This is a genomic window from Lysobacter sp. Root76 (assembly GCF_001428685.1).
Taxonomy (GTDB): domain Bacteria; phylum Pseudomonadota; class Gammaproteobacteria; order Xanthomonadales; family Xanthomonadaceae; genus Lysobacter.
This window is the reverse complement of record NZ_LMIK01000008.1, coordinates 393,589-408,468: the sequence shown is the minus strand read 5'-3', so window position 1 is coordinate 408,468 and position 14,880 is coordinate 393,589. Positions and strand designations below refer to the sequence as shown.

17 protein-coding genes are annotated in these 14,880 nt (G+C 62.1%); 14 read left to right on the top strand and 3 right to left on the bottom strand.

Going from position 1 to position 14,880, the window contains the following annotated elements:
- Positions 1 to 446 precede the first annotated feature (446 nt).
- From ASE10_RS17320 to ASE10_RS20610, 3 genes are all read left to right on the top strand, one after another.
- Entirely contained in the window at positions 447 to 821 is a 375-nt protein-coding gene (locus ASE10_RS17320; RefSeq protein WP_055901344.1) for an ankyrin repeat domain-containing protein, read from the top strand.
- Positions 822 to 879: 58 nt separating this feature from the next.
- On the top strand, positions 880 to 1,212 hold the full coding sequence (locus ASE10_RS17315; protein WP_157480997.1) for a hypothetical protein: 333 nt from the start codon (positions 880 to 882) through the stop codon (positions 1,210 to 1,212).
- A gap of 68 nt (positions 1,213 to 1,280) precedes the next feature.
- Positions 1,281 to 1,733 (top strand): hypothetical protein, encoded by a 453-nt coding sequence (locus ASE10_RS20610; protein ID WP_157480996.1) that lies wholly within the window; start codon positions 1,281 to 1,283, stop codon positions 1,731 to 1,733.
- A 215-nt stretch (positions 1,734 to 1,948) separates the two neighbouring features.
- Here the strand turns inward: ASE10_RS20610 and ASE10_RS21185 are convergent, their stop codons facing one another.
- On the bottom strand, positions 1,949 to 2,395 hold the full coding sequence (locus tag ASE10_RS21185) for a hypothetical protein (protein WP_235565786.1): 447 nt from the start codon (positions 2,393 to 2,395) through the stop codon (positions 1,949 to 1,951).
- A gap of 104 nt (positions 2,396 to 2,499) precedes the next feature.
- Here ASE10_RS21185 and ASE10_RS17310 point away from each other — a divergent pair, with 104 nt between their 5' ends.
- From ASE10_RS17310 to ASE10_RS17280, 8 genes are all read left to right on the top strand, one after another.
- Positions 2,500 to 2,832, top strand: coding sequence for a cupin domain-containing protein (locus ASE10_RS17310; RefSeq protein ID WP_235565785.1), 333 nt, complete (start codon positions 2,500 to 2,502; stop codon positions 2,830 to 2,832).
- A gap of 121 nt (positions 2,833 to 2,953) precedes the next feature.
- Complete coding sequence (locus ASE10_RS17305) at positions 2,954 to 3,340, top strand: hypothetical protein (protein ID WP_055901335.1); 387 nt, start codon at positions 2,954 to 2,956, stop codon at positions 3,338 to 3,340.
- A gap of 140 nt (positions 3,341 to 3,480) precedes the next feature.
- Positions 3,481 to 4,029 carry a dihydrofolate reductase family protein gene (locus tag ASE10_RS17300; RefSeq protein WP_235565784.1) on the top strand — a complete coding sequence of 183 codons (549 nt, stop codon included), beginning with the start codon at positions 3,481 to 3,483 and terminating at the stop codon, positions 4,027 to 4,029.
- Between the two features lie 767 nt (positions 4,030 to 4,796).
- Positions 4,797 to 5,342, top strand: coding sequence for a hypothetical protein (locus tag ASE10_RS20380; protein WP_156087822.1), 546 nt, complete (start codon positions 4,797 to 4,799; stop codon positions 5,340 to 5,342).
- A gap of 84 nt (positions 5,343 to 5,426) precedes the next feature.
- The gene (locus ASE10_RS19765) at positions 5,427 to 5,768 is read left to right on the top strand and encodes an excalibur calcium-binding domain-containing protein (RefSeq protein ID WP_200944236.1); all 342 of its coding nucleotides are present in this window, start codon (positions 5,427 to 5,429) and stop codon (positions 5,766 to 5,768) included.
- 444 nt (positions 5,769 to 6,212) lie between these two features.
- Positions 6,213 to 6,635 (top strand): hypothetical protein, encoded by a 423-nt coding sequence (locus ASE10_RS17295; RefSeq protein ID WP_055901328.1) that lies wholly within the window; start codon positions 6,213 to 6,215, stop codon positions 6,633 to 6,635.
- Positions 6,636 to 7,634: 999 nt separating this feature from the next.
- On the top strand, positions 7,635 to 7,979 hold the full coding sequence (locus ASE10_RS17285; RefSeq protein ID WP_055901321.1) for a hypothetical protein: 345 nt from the start codon (positions 7,635 to 7,637) through the stop codon (positions 7,977 to 7,979).
- A 90-nt stretch (positions 7,980 to 8,069) separates the two neighbouring features.
- Positions 8,070 to 8,441, top strand: a complete 372-nt coding sequence (locus ASE10_RS17280) for a VOC family protein (protein ID WP_055901318.1) — start codon at positions 8,070 to 8,072, stop codon at positions 8,439 to 8,441.
- Positions 8,442 to 8,525: 84 nt separating this feature from the next.
- Here the strand turns inward: ASE10_RS17280 and ASE10_RS17275 are convergent, their stop codons facing one another.
- Entirely contained in the window at positions 8,526 to 9,467 is a 942-nt protein-coding gene (locus ASE10_RS17275; protein WP_056305801.1) for a DMT family transporter, read from the bottom strand.
- 105 nt (positions 9,468 to 9,572) lie between these two features.
- Here ASE10_RS17275 and ASE10_RS17270 point away from each other — a divergent pair, with 105 nt between their 5' ends.
- The 3 genes from ASE10_RS17270 (at position 9,573) to ASE10_RS17260 (ending at position 13,309) form a co-directional block, all read left to right on the top strand.
- Positions 9,573 to 10,265, top strand: a complete 693-nt coding sequence (locus tag ASE10_RS17270) for a Pr6Pr family membrane protein (RefSeq protein ID WP_200949796.1) — start codon at positions 9,573 to 9,575, stop codon at positions 10,263 to 10,265.
- Between the two features lie 185 nt (positions 10,266 to 10,450).
- On the top strand, positions 10,451 to 12,865 hold the full coding sequence (locus ASE10_RS17265; protein ID WP_082559573.1) for a TonB-dependent receptor: 2,415 nt from the start codon (positions 10,451 to 10,453) through the stop codon (positions 12,863 to 12,865).
- Between the two features lie 81 nt (positions 12,866 to 12,946).
- The gene (locus ASE10_RS17260) at positions 12,947 to 13,309 is read left to right on the top strand and encodes a TfoX/Sxy family protein (RefSeq protein ID WP_056305800.1); all 363 of its coding nucleotides are present in this window, start codon (positions 12,947 to 12,949) and stop codon (positions 13,307 to 13,309) included.
- A gap of 650 nt (positions 13,310 to 13,959) precedes the next feature.
- Here the strand turns inward: ASE10_RS17260 and ASE10_RS17255 are convergent.
- Positions 13,960 to 14,844, bottom strand: a complete 885-nt coding sequence (locus tag ASE10_RS17255; RefSeq protein ID WP_055901308.1) for a LysR substrate-binding domain-containing protein — start codon at positions 14,842 to 14,844, stop codon at positions 13,960 to 13,962.
- Positions 14,845 to 14,880 lie beyond the last annotated feature (36 nt).

Here is a 14,880-nt window from a genome sequence, read left to right as displayed (position 1 = left end):
TCAGTTGGCGACTCTTGGGCTCATGTTCTTGCCGCCTTCGGTTAGGTGGTACAGGTCTAACAATTCATTCAAGCCGAAGCCGCTTCGCGGCTCGGCTTAGTTCAGGCGTTAGGCCGCCGGTGACCTCATGCGCTACTTGAAACAAGTACTTGTCGCAGCTTTCTCAATTGGGTGGCTCGCACCTTTGTGGCTGGCCGCCTGGCTGTTCGCCGACTTCTGGCAAATGGAGGCGTGGCCCCACCTGCTGGGGCAGCAACCCGGGAACTCCTTCGAGTGGTTTGGCCCCATCAAGAGCTGCCTCAATTTCGGTTTTGCTTGGCTAGCCGCCGTACTTGCATACTGGTCATGGGTCGGCACCTCAGTTCTCAAGCGCGGGCGGTCGGCCTAACAATTCATTCAAGCCGAAGCCGCTTCGCGGCTCGGCTTAATTCAGGCGTTAGGCCGCTATGAAACATGCTGTTCACGAATTTCTCCTCGGAACTGATTCATTCACAGAGGAGCAGCTCGGCCAGGGCGTCAACTGCACCAACCTGGTCCAGGACAGTCCACTGATTGTCGCCTGCAACTATCAGATTATTGACGCTGTTCAACACCTAATTGCGCTGGGCGCCGACCTCAATTGGCAAGGCGAGTTTGGTTTTTCCCCGTTGCACTGTGCTGTGTATCGGGGCAACTCGGATCTAGTCCGGGTGCTCTTACGGGCCGGCGCTGACTGGACAATTACAGATCACGCAGGGGAGACGCCACTTGAGCTTGCACGCTCCTGCGGAAAGCTACACATTGCCGACCTAATGGTCTCGCTTGGCTATGGCGCGGCCTAACAATTCATTCAAGCCGAAGCCGCTTCGCGGCTCGGCTTAGTTCAGGCGTTATGCCGCTATGGAAGACAACGACATCGTCCGCCTAGAAGATTTAGCTGCCGTGCGGGCGGCTACTTCGCGAACCGCACGTCGAACTTTGCTTGTTGCTGCTCTAGTCGGCCCAGCCGCCGGGCTCATTGTGCTCGCGGTTGTCTATCTCTTGTACGGCCAGGAGCGCTTGGACCTCGGCTACATCGCTGCGGGCATCTTTGCCTTACTTGCTGTCCCTCAGTTCATGCACTGGTTTCGGCACTATCGAAGCATCTCGCGCCAACTGGACGCATTGGAAATTCGCGTCAAGAATGGCGAGCGTATCTACGGGTCGCAGGTCGGGTTCCACTCGTACCGCTAGCGGCCTAACAATTCATTCAAGCCGAAGCCGCTTCGCGGCTCGGCTTAATTCAGGCGTTAGGCGGCTATATGGACATTCCCGCAATCTCCCCATGGTATTTCGAGCTCAACGATGAGGACCATGTCCTTGACTCGTCCAAGGAGGTAGCTGAAGCGGTACGGGCTTGCCTAGATCGCGACCAGGGACGGCTGTCCATTTCCTACGACGATGGTCCAAGGCCAAGATGGCAACGATTCCTAGGGCTAGCTCCTCGCTACATTTCGGGCTTTGCTGCGCTGGAGTGGGCAGACGACTTCGCCAGCTTGATCTTCCTGGATGACAATTGGAGCGAATACCGGGCGTTAGATGCAAAGGAGCCAGTTGTTCCACCAGAGGCCACACGCACCCAAATCGCTCATGGCGAGTTATTGCCTCACCCAGCAAGTGAGTGCGTGCACAAGGATCGGGCCTTCCAAGCACTACTGGAAGCATTGCAAACAGGTGGTCGCCCGGGCTGGCTCTCCTATCGGTTCGTCGAGTAGCCGCCTAACAATTCATTCAAACCGAAGCCGCTTCGCGGCTCGGCGTAATTCAGGCGTTAGCTGCGCGAGGCAGCCTCATGGCAACTGAGACAAAGACAAACCCGACGGCACGAGCCCGGGAGATCTACAACGACCTAATCGAGGATTGGGGTGAGCCGACCTACCTCTTTACATTTGACTCTCTTGAAATGGCTAAGCCCGGGAGACTACCTCGCTTAGACGTGGCAATTTGGTCCGCTGACGATGAGTGTGACGTCACATCGTGCGTAACAATTGGTCTTTCTAACGTCGCGCTCGGGTTGGAGTGCACTACCCGATACATTGAGCTCCACTGGGCTCTTCGTAGACATCTCGACGAGCGTCAGGCGTATGCTGTCGCCGCGTTCTTGGCAAATGTGGCCGAGTATCCGTTCGACTATGGGCAATGCCTCGATTGGTGGCATCGCCTCACCAATCCTGGGCACGTCCCTCATTTTCCCAACGCCAGCACCATCCTGTTCCGCCCGCCGTTCTCTTCCGAGTCCAAAGGTGAACTCATAGCCGATGGCGAGACAGTGAGGTTCCTTTATATGGTTCCACTGTCTGACCGTGAGAGCCACTTGATTAAGCAAGAGGGTGTGTCTGGCTATCTGGACCATCTTGAGGCCAATGAACTTGATCATCTTGGCACTGCGTAGGCGCGCAGCTAACAATTCATTCAAGCCGAAGCCGCTTCGCGGCTCGGCCTAATTCAGGCGTTAGGCCCCGGAGGGCACCAGGAGGCAACGTGAGCGTCCCAACAACGAAAGGCGTCTCGGTTCAATTGCTTTCCGCGATGGACCTCGGTCCTGAGATCGAGGGGATGGCGGGGCGCCAGCTACGGATGCGCATGGTCACTATCGAGCCGGGTGGTGTTTTCGGTCCGGTTCACGACCACAAAGACAGGCCGGGCATCGTCTACGTGCTGCAAGGAACGATCACCGACCATCGGGATGGAATTGCTACGGACTATGGTCCCGGAGTTGGCTGGCCTGAGGACAGGAACACCACACACTGGCTCGAGAACCGTGGAGCGGTTCCAGCGGTGGAGATATCAGTTGATATCGTCCGAAAGGACTAGGCTCCGGCGGCAAATGGCCGGGCCTAACAATTTATTCAAGCCGAAGTCGCTTCACGGCGCGGCTTAGTTCAGGCGTCAGGCCGCTTGTTCAACCTCAACGTCACGACGGAGGAACAAAACGATGCGCATAGCCAAGCAAGATATACCCGTCAGAATTAATGTGCCGGGCGCTGTGGCCCGCCAAAAGCTTAATTTTGGCGACGCCGCCGGATATGGCAAGATCAGCGGCGAGTATTTTTCGCTCGGCGCCGGTACCGATATCGCGCCGTTACTTCAGGGGTTGGAGAACGATCTTTGCCAATCTCCGCATTGGGGCTACGTGTTACAGGGTGAACTGACTGTCGCCTATGCGGACGGCACAAGGGAAGAGATCAACGGCGGCGACTTGTTCTACTGGCCGCCCGGGCACACAGTCAAAGTCGGCCAAGACGCCGAGGTCATCTTGTTCAGTCCACAGCACGAGCACAGCGAGGTCATAGATCACATGCTGGGCAAGATGGCTGGCTAACGGCCGCGGCCTAACAATTCATTCAAGCCGAAGCCGCATCGCGGCTCGGCTTGATTCAGGCGTTAGACCTCATCCAATGGTGTCGCGAGTCTGTGACTTTTAGATCGCGGGAGACTCAAATGGCTACATCGCTACTATTCATGTCCATGTCGCTCGACGGATACATCGCGGGCCCGAACGACGAACCGAGCAACCCAGGCGGCGACGGTTTTATGCGGCTGCACGAGTGGTTCGGGGACTTCTCGCGTCCAGCCGGGGCGGTCGGAGAAATGTGGGACGAATGGAACCCGCCGGGTGCAATCGTAGCGGGTCGGCGCACCGTGGAGCAGGTCGATCACTGGGGTGGGGACAATCAAGGTGTCCCGATTTTCGTGCCCAGTCACCGCCCACCGGGCCCTTCGGTGGCGAACTATCCACTGGTGACGTACGTGCTTGACGGAATCGAGAGTGCCATGTCGCAGGCCAAGGCAGCCGCTGGGGACCGCATCGTACTCATGCATGGCGCATATACGGCTCAGAGAGCGCTTGAAGCCGGCGTACTGGACGAGTTACAGATACACCAGATCCCAGTGCTGTTCGGTGGTGGTCGTCGGATGTTTGATGTGCTGCCGTCGCGAGTCGAGTTGGAGATCATTCGGGTAATCGATACGCCAGAGGCCACACATATCCGCTATCGCGTTCGTCGGTGAGTGGGGTGACGCCTAACAATTCATTCAGGCCGAAGCCGCTTCGCGGCTCGGCGTAATTCAGGCGTTAGGTGCCATATGGAATATTTCGCAGCTCTAGCAATTGCAATCGGCAGCTGGCTCGCCGTCCCGGGCGGCTCATGGGAACCGAGTGCTTTGGACGTGGCCGCGGCTAAGTCACAACTTGAGCCTTATGTGTCACGGGAGGCCCGAGAGGACAAAAGGAACCTCCCAAATTGGGACAGCTATACCTTCCAGTATCAGGGGCGAGAGCTCCGTGGCAGACGAGTCGTTCTCGTCAATGCTTTCTGCAGCCCACCCCCTCCATATGCAACGTCACAGATGGTGATGGTTTTTGACGGCGGCCCGTGCTACTTCCTGGCTTACTGGGACCCCAATGACCAGATATACATCAGCGTCGTGTTCAACGGAGGTGCGTGATGGCACCTAACAAATCATTCAATCCGAAGCCGGTTCGCGGCTCGGCTTAATTCAGGCGTTAGGCCCCCCAAGGTAGGTTGCTATGCGGTTAGAACAAGTTGAGATCTACTCGGACGCACCCAACTCGCCGGTCATGCGGCATCCTGGTCGGCAATATCCTGGCGTGCTCGTGCAGGGCGACACAATCTCAAATCTAGCTTCATGGCTCGCGCGCGCCGTGGCCGAGATCGAGACCTCCAACCTGTCCGACGAGGCACAAGAGGGCCTGCTCTACGTCCATCAGTCCCTATCTGATATGGCGGACTACTATGCTTCTGTGGTGAGTCAACATGGCATTCGCCCTCCGTGGCGAGGGGCCTAACAATTCATTCAAGCCGAAAACCAATCGCTACGCGATTGTTTTCGGCTCAATTCAGGCGTTAGGCGGCATGAAACTTCTACACATCCTTCTTCTTACAATCCCTTCGCTAGCGTTTGCCGGAGAGGGCGTTATCCCCGAGCGCGAGATTTCGCTCGGCGGAGTGGCGATCGGCGAGACCCCTAGCGCAGTTGCGTCCAGGCTCGGCCAGCCTATGCGCAAAGTGGAGGCATCAGACTTTCTCAACCTTCACTACTACTATCCACACGTAACCGTCTCGTTCAGCGACGGAGTGGTGGCTGGGCTTTTCTCGGACAAGCCTGACGGGTGCACTCCAAAGCATCTGTGCCCCGGAGATCGCCTGGACAAGATGCGCTCCTTGTACGGGGCGCCACTTGCTGCGGACCGAGAGACAGGACGCTTCTATGAGTACTATCCGCCGGACGCAACCTGTTGGCTTCAAATCCCAGCCAAGGGCGAGGAAGTAGTATCTATCACGGTGGCATGCCAGCCTTGATGCTGCCGCCTAACAGTCCATTCAAGCCGAACCCGCTTCGCGGCTCGGCTTAATTCAGGCGTTGGGTCTTGCCGGGAGCATCCCGTGAAAGTCAAAGATCTCTTTCTACCTCTCGCCTTGGCTGGCGCTGGCCTATTTGCCTACAATCAGTTCAAGGCAAAAAATGCAGGCCCGGCGGACCTGCAAGCTGTTGCAAAAACGCTTGGTCATGTCGCACCTGCTCAAGAGGATCAGTCTTGGCGCTCCAATCGTGCGGAGAATGCTGCAACCGGACCAGCTACTGCGCAGTTCAAATGCGATGGCCGCACTCACTGCGCTCAAATGACATCCTGTGCGGAGGCAACATTCTTTCTTCAGCATTGCCCAAACACGCAAATGGACGGCAATAATGACGGTGAGCCATGCGAGCAGCAGTGGTGCAACTAAACAGGGCAATGCCTAACAATTCATTCAAACCGAAGCCGCGTCGCAGCTCGGCTTAATTCAGGCGTTAAAGCCCTTGGCAACTGATCCGCGAACCCTAGCTTGGATCCTGTACTCCGTTGCTATTGCAGCGAGCAGGGTTCCCGCATCCCGCGCGGATATCTCTACAGCTGCCGATGCGATCAACCATGCTGTTCCAACGCAGCAAGAGCTCAGTGGGGCGCTGCAGCAACTTGTAGCTTGCCGCCTAGTTGAAGCTCAAGGAAAGTTCTATACCCTCAGCCCGTCGGGGCTGGCGTTGTTTCAAGCGGCTCAGGTGGGCCGGTCCACTGTCACGGCAGTCTGGGGTGCACTTAGTGGCGAGCTTGCCGGCGTCTTGGCGGGCTCTAAAAATTCATTCAAGCCGAAGCCGCTTCGCGGCTCGGCTCAATTCAGGCGTTAGGCTGCATGGACGGTTATCACTTCACGTCAACCTTATTCGAGGTCGAGCCCGGCGAGGATGAGGAGATCAACCCTCGGATGTATGGCCGTCAGCTTGCCCAATGGCTCAAATCGCAATTTGAGAGGCGTGGCTACGACATTGAGCCAATCATCGCTGAGGACTGGGGCCGTTGCCTCATGTGCTCCCGCGATCCATTCATGCTCTGGGTCGGCTGCGGCAGCATGGTGGACTATGGCACCGCGCAGCCTGGTGACCCGCCACCTCCCAACGAGAACCTCATCTGGTACTGCTTCCCAATGGCAGAGGTTCCTTTCTGGAAACGCATCTTCAAAAATCCAGACACTGCTGCTTCAGTAGCAAAGCTCGACGCCGACTTGCGCGCTATCCTCAGTGACGAGCCTGGCATCACACTGGTCGCACCGCCCTAGCGATGCGGCCTAACAATTCATTCAGGCCGAAGCCGCTTTTCGGCTCGGCTTAATTCAGGTGTTAGGCCGCTATGAAGCGTCATATGCTCGCTGTGGCAATCATCTCGCTAGCGGTAGCTTGCACGTACTCCCAGCAAAGCTACTCGCCGGTAGTACAAGCCCAGGTACTTGTTTGAACGAGTGAGAGGGAGGCCTTACTGGAAATGGGTGCTTTCCTTGAGAGCCGTGGATACAAGCTGCACAGCGACCATCCGGAGCATCGTAGGTATCAAAAAGACAACGTTACTTTTGTAGGGCTGGACACTTATTCTCCCAATTGCGTCAGCTTTGTCTCCTACGTAAGGTCAGACTCAAGTGACTTTGTTGCCGCGAGGGCAATCTCGGAGAAGTTCTTGGGTCATTTCGGCAAGAAGTGGTCAACGGCGCGTGGGTATGTCTGCTCCGCGCCCTAACAATTCATTCAAGCCGAACCCGCTTCGCGGCTCGGCTTAATTCAGGCGTTAAGCTCCATGGAAACATTCGCACCAGATCTATTCTTTGCGTTGGCCGGCCTTTGCATGGGCGTGCATCTGGCCTTGGGCTGGATCGTTAGATTTGCAATGCGCTCGGACGAGCACGTCCTTGGTGAGGTCTTTGGCTTTTCCACGTTCGGAAAACTTCTTACGCGCCGCCCGCACCTCATGCGTGCTCGCCTCTTCCTTCCGTGGGTGCCAATCCAATCTGTCGAGAGCTACTCCCTTCCCACCCGCGCGATTGTTTGGATTGCCAGGCTTTCTGGCACTGGCTTCATAGTTAGTCTTCTCGGTCTCGTCGGTAGTGTCATTTACACGGCAGTGCGTGGGGCTTAATAATTCATTCAAGCCGAAGCCGCTTCGCGGCTTTGCTTAGTTCAATTCGATCGGCCGTCATCTACAAAAGCTCGCGCCCGTTCCCGACGAGGCGCTCTGGAGGCCAGCGATGTATCGCCCGGCCCAATTCGCAATGTCGGAGGTATAGCGCATGCAGATCCAGTATCTCGAAGTCGTGACCAAGGACGTGGATGCGGTGTGCGCCGCATACGAAGCAGCTAACGGAGTGAAGTTCGGCGAGCCCGATGCCGGCTTGGGCCACGCGCGTACCGCGCTGCTGGCCAGAGGCGGATGGGTAGGGGTGCGTGCGCCCTTGCGTGCGACCGAGGAGCCGGTGGTGCGGCCGTATTGGCTGGTGAAGGACATCGAGGCGGCCGTCGCTGCCGTGGTGCAGGCGGGCGGTTTCATCGCGGTGGAGCCCACGCCGATTCCCGGGCACGGGACTTTCGCCATTTATCTCCAGGGCGGAAACGATCACGGTTTGTGGCAGCTCTAGCGGTTAGTCCGTTGCTCCATGCCGGGGGGCTAGGTGGTTAGGCTCGGGTGCTAGGCTGGCCTCGGTCTCAAACCACGTGGAGCGTGACTTATGGAACTCGGCGCGTTTTCCGTCAGCCTCGCGGTGAAAGACATTGAGGTCTCCAAGTCGTTCTACGAGAAGCTCGGCTTCTCCGTCTTCGGCGGCGATCAATCGCAGGGTTGGCTGATCCTCAAGAACGGATCGACCGTCATCGGTTTGTTCCAGGGCATGTTCGACCAGAACATCCTGACCTTCAATCCGGGCTGGGACCAGAGCGCGAATCCGCTGGCGTCCTTTGCGGATGTTCGCGATATGCAGAAGTCGCTGGATGAGCAAGGCGTCGGGATCACCACTCGCGCAGACCCGGACACCGTCGGACCGGCGCACATTATCCTTTCGGACCCCGACGGCAATGTGATCATGCTCGATCAGCACGTCTAGGCTTGCGGGGCGTTAACCGGAATCCTCATTCCTGATTCGACGGGCTCGCACGAACGGCAGCACGTCCAGTGGTGTCGGCGATTCCTACTCGGACACGCTCTTGGCTTCCGCCGTCCCCAGCAGCTCCGGCTGCGACACCGCACGCGGGCGGCTGATCAGCGGATGCACGAACACTGCCGACAGGATGATCGCCACGCCGAAGTAGAACAGGCCGGTGAGCTGGCGCTGCTCGCCGAGCAGGGCGATCGCGAGCACGATCGCGTACACGGGCTCAAGGTTGATCGCGAGCTGGGCCGCGAACGCGGTCATGTGGCGCAGCGCGACCAGCGACAACGCGAACGGCAGCAGGGTGCAGACCAGCGACAGGATCACCAGCAGCACGGTGTCGCGCAGGCCCGGCAGCACCAGCAGTTCGCCGGCGAAGGCCGAGAACAGCAGCGGCATGACCGGCGCGAGCGCGGTCAGGGCGAGGGTGCCGGCGCCGAGTTCCAGCGCGGTCACGGTCAGCGGGTCGCCGTGTTCGACCAGGCGTTTGTTGAGCGAGGAGAACAGCGCCACCAGCAGCGCCGACAGCGCACCGACCGCGATCCCCGCGCGCATCTCGTGCGGCACCCCGCCGACCACCAGGGCCACGCCGGGCAGCACTGCCACGCCCAGGGCCAGTTCGCGCTTGGAGAACGGGCGCTTGGCCAGCTTGGGTTCGATCAGGGCGGTGAACACCGTCGCCAGAGCGATGCAGGTCGCGGCGACCGAAGCGTTGGCGAGCTTGATCGCGCCGTAGAAGGTCAGCCAGTGCAGCGCCACCAGCACGCCGATGCCGGCGTAGGACCACAGTAGCCGCGCCGGCATCGCCCGAAGCCCGCGCCAGACCTTGGGCAACAGGGCCAGCGCGACCACCACGATCAGCATGCGCGACCACACCAGCGGCAGTGCCGGCAGCGAGATCAGTTTGCCCAGGATCGCGGTGAAGCCCCACAACAGCACGCAGAAGTGGATCTGGACTTGCGCCTTCGTGGTCGGGGTCATCGGTTCGGCGGTCGCGGGTGGAGCCTCATTATCGCCCGTGGTCGCGATGCGCCGTGTGCCGGCGCGTGCGAAGCTGCGCCGCAAGCACAAGGAGAGCGCACGGCCATGCCAGTCAGCGATGCCCCTTCCGCATTCGGATCCGCCGCAGCGAACCCTGTCGGTCCGCTCGGCCGCGCCTTCGCCGCCCTGGTCGCCGCGGTCTCGCTGGCGGCCCTGATCGGCCAGTACTGGCTGCTGGTGCGTTTGACCCTGGACACGATCGGGCCGGCGCTGGCGACGGTGCGGTATCTGAGCTACTTCACCATCCTCAGCAACCTGCTGGTCGCCGCGACCTGCGCCGTGGCGGTGTCCGGCGGCGGCTCGCGCCTGGCGCGCTGGCTGGCGAGCGCGCGCTTGCGCGGCGGGATCGCGCTGGCGATCGGCGTCACCGGCACGGTCTACGTCACCGTCCTGCGCCACCTCTGGCAGCCGCAGGGCGCGCAGTGGTGGGTGGATTCGGGCCTGCATTACGCGGTGCCGGCGCTGTACCTGGCCTGGTGGCTGCTGGCGGTGCCGCACGGCGCGCTGGGCCGGCGCGACCTGTGGCGCTGGCTGCTGTTTCCGGCCTTGTACGTGGTCTGGGTGTTTTTGCGCGGGGCGGTCGCGCACGAATACCCGTATCCGTTCCTGGACGTGGGCGTGCTGGGCTGGCTGGCCGTGCTGCGCAACGCGGTCGGGGTGCTGGTCCTGTTCCTGGCGTTCGGTGCCGGCCTGCTCGGGATCGACCGCCTGCTGGGGCGGGGCCGGCGGGCGGGCTGAGACGGGCGGGCTAAGATCGGGCCGGCTGAAAGCGGGCCGGCTGAGAGCGGACCGGCTGAGAGCGGACCGGCCCGCTTATACCGGAACTACTTTGCAGATTTTTAGCGAAACCTTCACGAAATTTGGCCATTCGGGGGCGAGTCGGCTTAGGCTAGGCGCCAATTCCGGTCCCTGGGGTTAGGCCAATGACGCAGCACCGCACCCGTTTGTTCCGCGCCGTCCACTACGCACTCTGCCTGGCCGGCGGCCTCGCCGTCAGCGCTCCGGTCCTCGCTCAGGACCAAGCGCCGGCCGAGCCGGCCAGCGAGGCCAAGACCCTGGACACCGTGTCGGTGCTGGGCTCGCGCCGCAGCCAGCGATCGTCCGATACCGCCTCGATCTCGCCGGTGGACGTGCTGCCGATGGCGCAGGCCACCGAGGAAGGCGCCCAGTTCGATCTGGCGCAGTCGCTGCAATACGCCGCGCCCTCGTTCAATTCCACCCGCCAGACCGGCGCCGACGGCGCCGACCTGATCGACTCGGCCGCGCTGCGCGGCCTGGGTTCGGACCAGACCCTGGTGCTGGTCAACGGCAAGCGCCACCACACCACGGCGCTGGTCAACCTGTTCGGCGCGCGCAACCGCGGCAACACCGGCACCGACCTCAACACCCTGCCGCTGATGGCGATCGACAGCGTCGAGATCCTGCGCGATGGCGCCGCCGCCCAGTACGGCTCGGACGCGATCGCCGGCGTGATGAACATCAGCCTGAAGAAGCGCAAGGGCTGCGAAGCGGTCGCCGGCTGGGGCCAGTACTCGCGCGGCGACGGCGAGAACTGGCTGGCCTCGGGTTACTGCGGCGTCGGCCTGGGCAGCGACGGCGTGCTCGGCATCACCCTGGAGTACCAGGACCGCGGCCGCTCCGACCGCTCCGAACCCAAGGGCAGCCCGCGCATCATCGGCGACTCCAAGATCCGCAATCAGACCCTGTTCCTCAATGGCGAGAAGCCGTTGACCGAGAACGCGACCTTGTACTTCACCGCCGGCCTCCAGAACCGCGATGCGTCTTCGGCTGCGTTCGCGCGCGAGGGCATCGGTTCGGAAGACATCCCGTCGCGCAACTCCGAAGCCATGTACCCCAACGGCTTCGTGCCCTTCATCGACGGCGATCTCGAGGACCGCTTCGGCACCCTCGGCCTGCGCTGGGACATCGGCGAGTGGCAGGCCGACCTGTCGGCGACCTACGGCTACAACGAGCTGCGCTACGACATCAACCACACCCTCAACGCTTCGATCGCCAACCTCGACCTGCTCAACGGCGGCCGCGGCGTCAGCGCCAGCAGCTTCGACGCCGGCGGCTTCTCGTTCCGCCAGAACACCTACAACTTCGACGTCAGCCGCTACTTCGACAGCGTCTTCCACGGTTTCAACGTCGCCTTCGGCGCCGAGCGCCGCGACGAGCGCTACCGCATCTTCGCCGGCGAACCGGGCTCCTACATCGATGCCGACGGCGTCGGCAACGGCGGCAACGCCGGCAGCCAGGGCTTCCCGGGCTTCCAGCCCAGCGACGCCGGCAGCCACGAGCGCGACAGCTGGGCGGCCTACGTCGACCTCGAAGCCGACTTCACCGATCGCCTGACCACCGCCTTCGCGCTGCGCTACGAGGACTACAGCGATTTCGGCGACACCCTCACCGGCAAGCTCGCCGCCGGTTTCCGCGCCACCGATACGCTGATGCTGCGTGCTTCGGCCAGCACCGGCTTCCGCGCGCCGTCGCTGCAGCAGAAATTCTTCTCCTCGACCATCACCGACTTCATCAACGGCGAACCGGTCGACGTGGTGATCGCGCCCAACGGCGGCACCATCGCCAACGCCGCGGGCCTGCCGCTGCTGAAGGACGAGACCTCGAAGAACTACACCCTCGGCCTGACCTGGTCGCCGACCGCCAACACCTCGTTCACCCTCGATGCCTACCGCATCAACATCGACGACCGCATCGTGCTCAGCGGCCGCTTCGATACCACCGATCCGACCATCGGACCGATCCTGGATTCGCTGGGCGTGGGCCAGGCGCAGTTCTTCGTCAACTCGGTCGACACCAAGACCGAGGGCCTGGACCTGACCTTCAACCACGAGGCCGAGTGGGGCGGCGGCAAGCTCGGCACCTTCGTCGCGCTCAACCTCAACCGCACCAAGGTCACCGGCATCCATGCGCCGCCGGCCCTGGTCGGCCGCGAGGACGTGCTGTTGTCCGAACGCGAGCGGCTGTTCATCGAGCAGGGCGCGCCCAAGTCCAAGGCCGTGGTCGGCTTCGACTACTCGCGCGGCGCCTGGGAAGGCGACCTGAAGGTGATCTACTTCGGTCCGCAGACCCTGGGCACCTTCTCCGGCACCGCCGCGGGCGTGCCCAACGCGCGCTACGACGCCAAGACCTCGGCCGACATCAGCGTGACCTACGCCTTCGGCGAGAACACCAAGCTCACCGTCGGCGGCGCCAACGTGTTCGACGTCAAGCCGACCCGTCAGGACCCGAACGAAACCGACAACGGCCACGTCTTCGACAGCGTCCAGTTCGGCCTCAACGGCGCGGCCTACTTCGTCAGGCTGTGGCATCGCTTCTAAGAGGCGCGGCCTGATCGGTACGGTCCGATCGCAATGGATGCGCGTATCCTTCCGGCGTCCGCGCCGGAAGGAGCAGCAGGCATGAGCAACGACTACCTCGACTACCTGCGCGATCTGATGACCGGCATCGGCACGGTCACGGTACGGCGCATGTTCGGCTGTCACGGCCTGTACCGCGACGGCGTGTTCTTCGCCCTGGTCGACGACGACGCGCTGTATCTCAAGGTCGACGAGGTCAGCCGCGCGCAGTTCGAAGCCGCGGGCTGCGCGCCGTTCGTCTACCTCAAACAGAAAGAGCCGATCGCGTTGAGCTATTGGTCGGTGCCGGAATCGGCGCTGGACTCCGCCGAAGACCTGCGGCCGTGGCTGGACCTGGCCTACGCGGCGGCTTTGCGCAAGGCGAATGCGCCGGCGAAGAAGAAGCCGCGACGCAAGCAAGGGTAGGAGCGGCGTAAGCCGCGACCCGGAACCACGCCGGCCGCCGTTGGTTTCGTCGCATGCGAGGATTCGCGGTCGCGGCTTACGCCGCTCCTACCCCGAAGCGGGGCGGTTCAGTAAGAGGCAGCGCTCTTGAAGCCCGCATCGATCTGGGCCGACAAGTCCGGTCGCACTTCGATCGCGACCTTGTACATCCCGCCGCCTTCGAAATAGCCGGCCTCGCCGAGCGCGACGATACGGTCGCCGGCCTTGAAGCGCAGGGATAGCCCGGATTCTCCATGCGGCCGGACATCGGCCTCGACGCTAGCCTCTGGTCCGATGCGCTCGAAAAATGGGTGAAGCCATCGGAGTGCCGGGTAGCACGTCGATTCTCCTCAACCGGCCGCCCGCGATTCAGAAATTACGATGCCGACCGGGTTCATGGTGGGAGCGACGTAAGTCGCGATCGATCCCGCTGATCGCCGCGTTGGCATGCAATCGCGATTTACGTCGCTCCCACAGAAAGCGCAGCGTGTGGATGCCATGCCTCGTGGAGGCTGGGGTAGGAGCGGCGTAAGCCGCGACCGCGAATCCTCGCGCGCGACGAAACCAACGATGGCAGGCAGGGTTCCGGGTCGCGGCTTACGCCGCTCCTGCCCCGAAGCGCAGGCGTTGCTTCAGTCTTTCTCCACCGCCAGCAACCAATCCAGAAACAGTCGCGCCGAAGCGCGTAGGCGGCGGTGCGCGGGGTACACGGCGTAGTAGCCCCAGCGCGCCTTGACCGAGGGGCCGGGCAGGCGCACCAGATGGCCCGAGCGCAGGTAGGGTACGGCGACCTGTTCGCGCGCCAGGGCCGCGCCCAGGCCGTACACCGCGGCTTGTAGCGCATCGGTGGTATCGCTGAAGCTGTAGCGTTCGTTGAGCTTGACACCATGCACTTCGGCGGCGCGGAACCAGTCGTGCCAGCCCTGGCGGGCGTGGTCGGAGATGAGCGGCAGGCGCGCGACGTGCGCGGCTTCGCCGAGTTCGGACACGCCCGGCAAATTGGGCGAGGCGACCGGGAACAGGTAGTCGTCCATCAGGTGGTGCGCGGTCAGGCCCGGCCAGTGGCCGGGGCCGTGGCGGATGCCCAGGTCGGGGCCGCCCTCGTCGAAACGGGTCAGGGCGATCTCGGTGTCCACGCTCAAGCACAGCTGCGGATGCGCGGCGACGAAGCCGGGCATGCGCGGCAGCAGCCAGGTGTAGGCCAACGAGTGCAGGGTGGTGATGCGGATACGGTCGTGCTCGGCGCCCGCCGCCCGCAGGCTGCGCAGCACGCCTTCCATGTCCGCCATCGCCGAGCCCGCGGCGTCGGCGAGCTGGCGGCCTTCGGTGGTCAGCGACACGCCGCGCGCGTGGCGCTGGAACAGGCTGACTTCCAGCCGCGCTTCCAGCTTGCGCACGTGGTGGCTGACCGCGCTCGCGGTCAGGTGCAGCTCCTCGGCGGCGTGGGCGAAATTCTGGTGACGGGCGGCGGCTTCGAACGCCGCCAACGCCGGTAACAGGTCGGAACGCAGGGCCATGGCTAGCCTCAAATCCAGTTTGTGCCTGACCTCCAA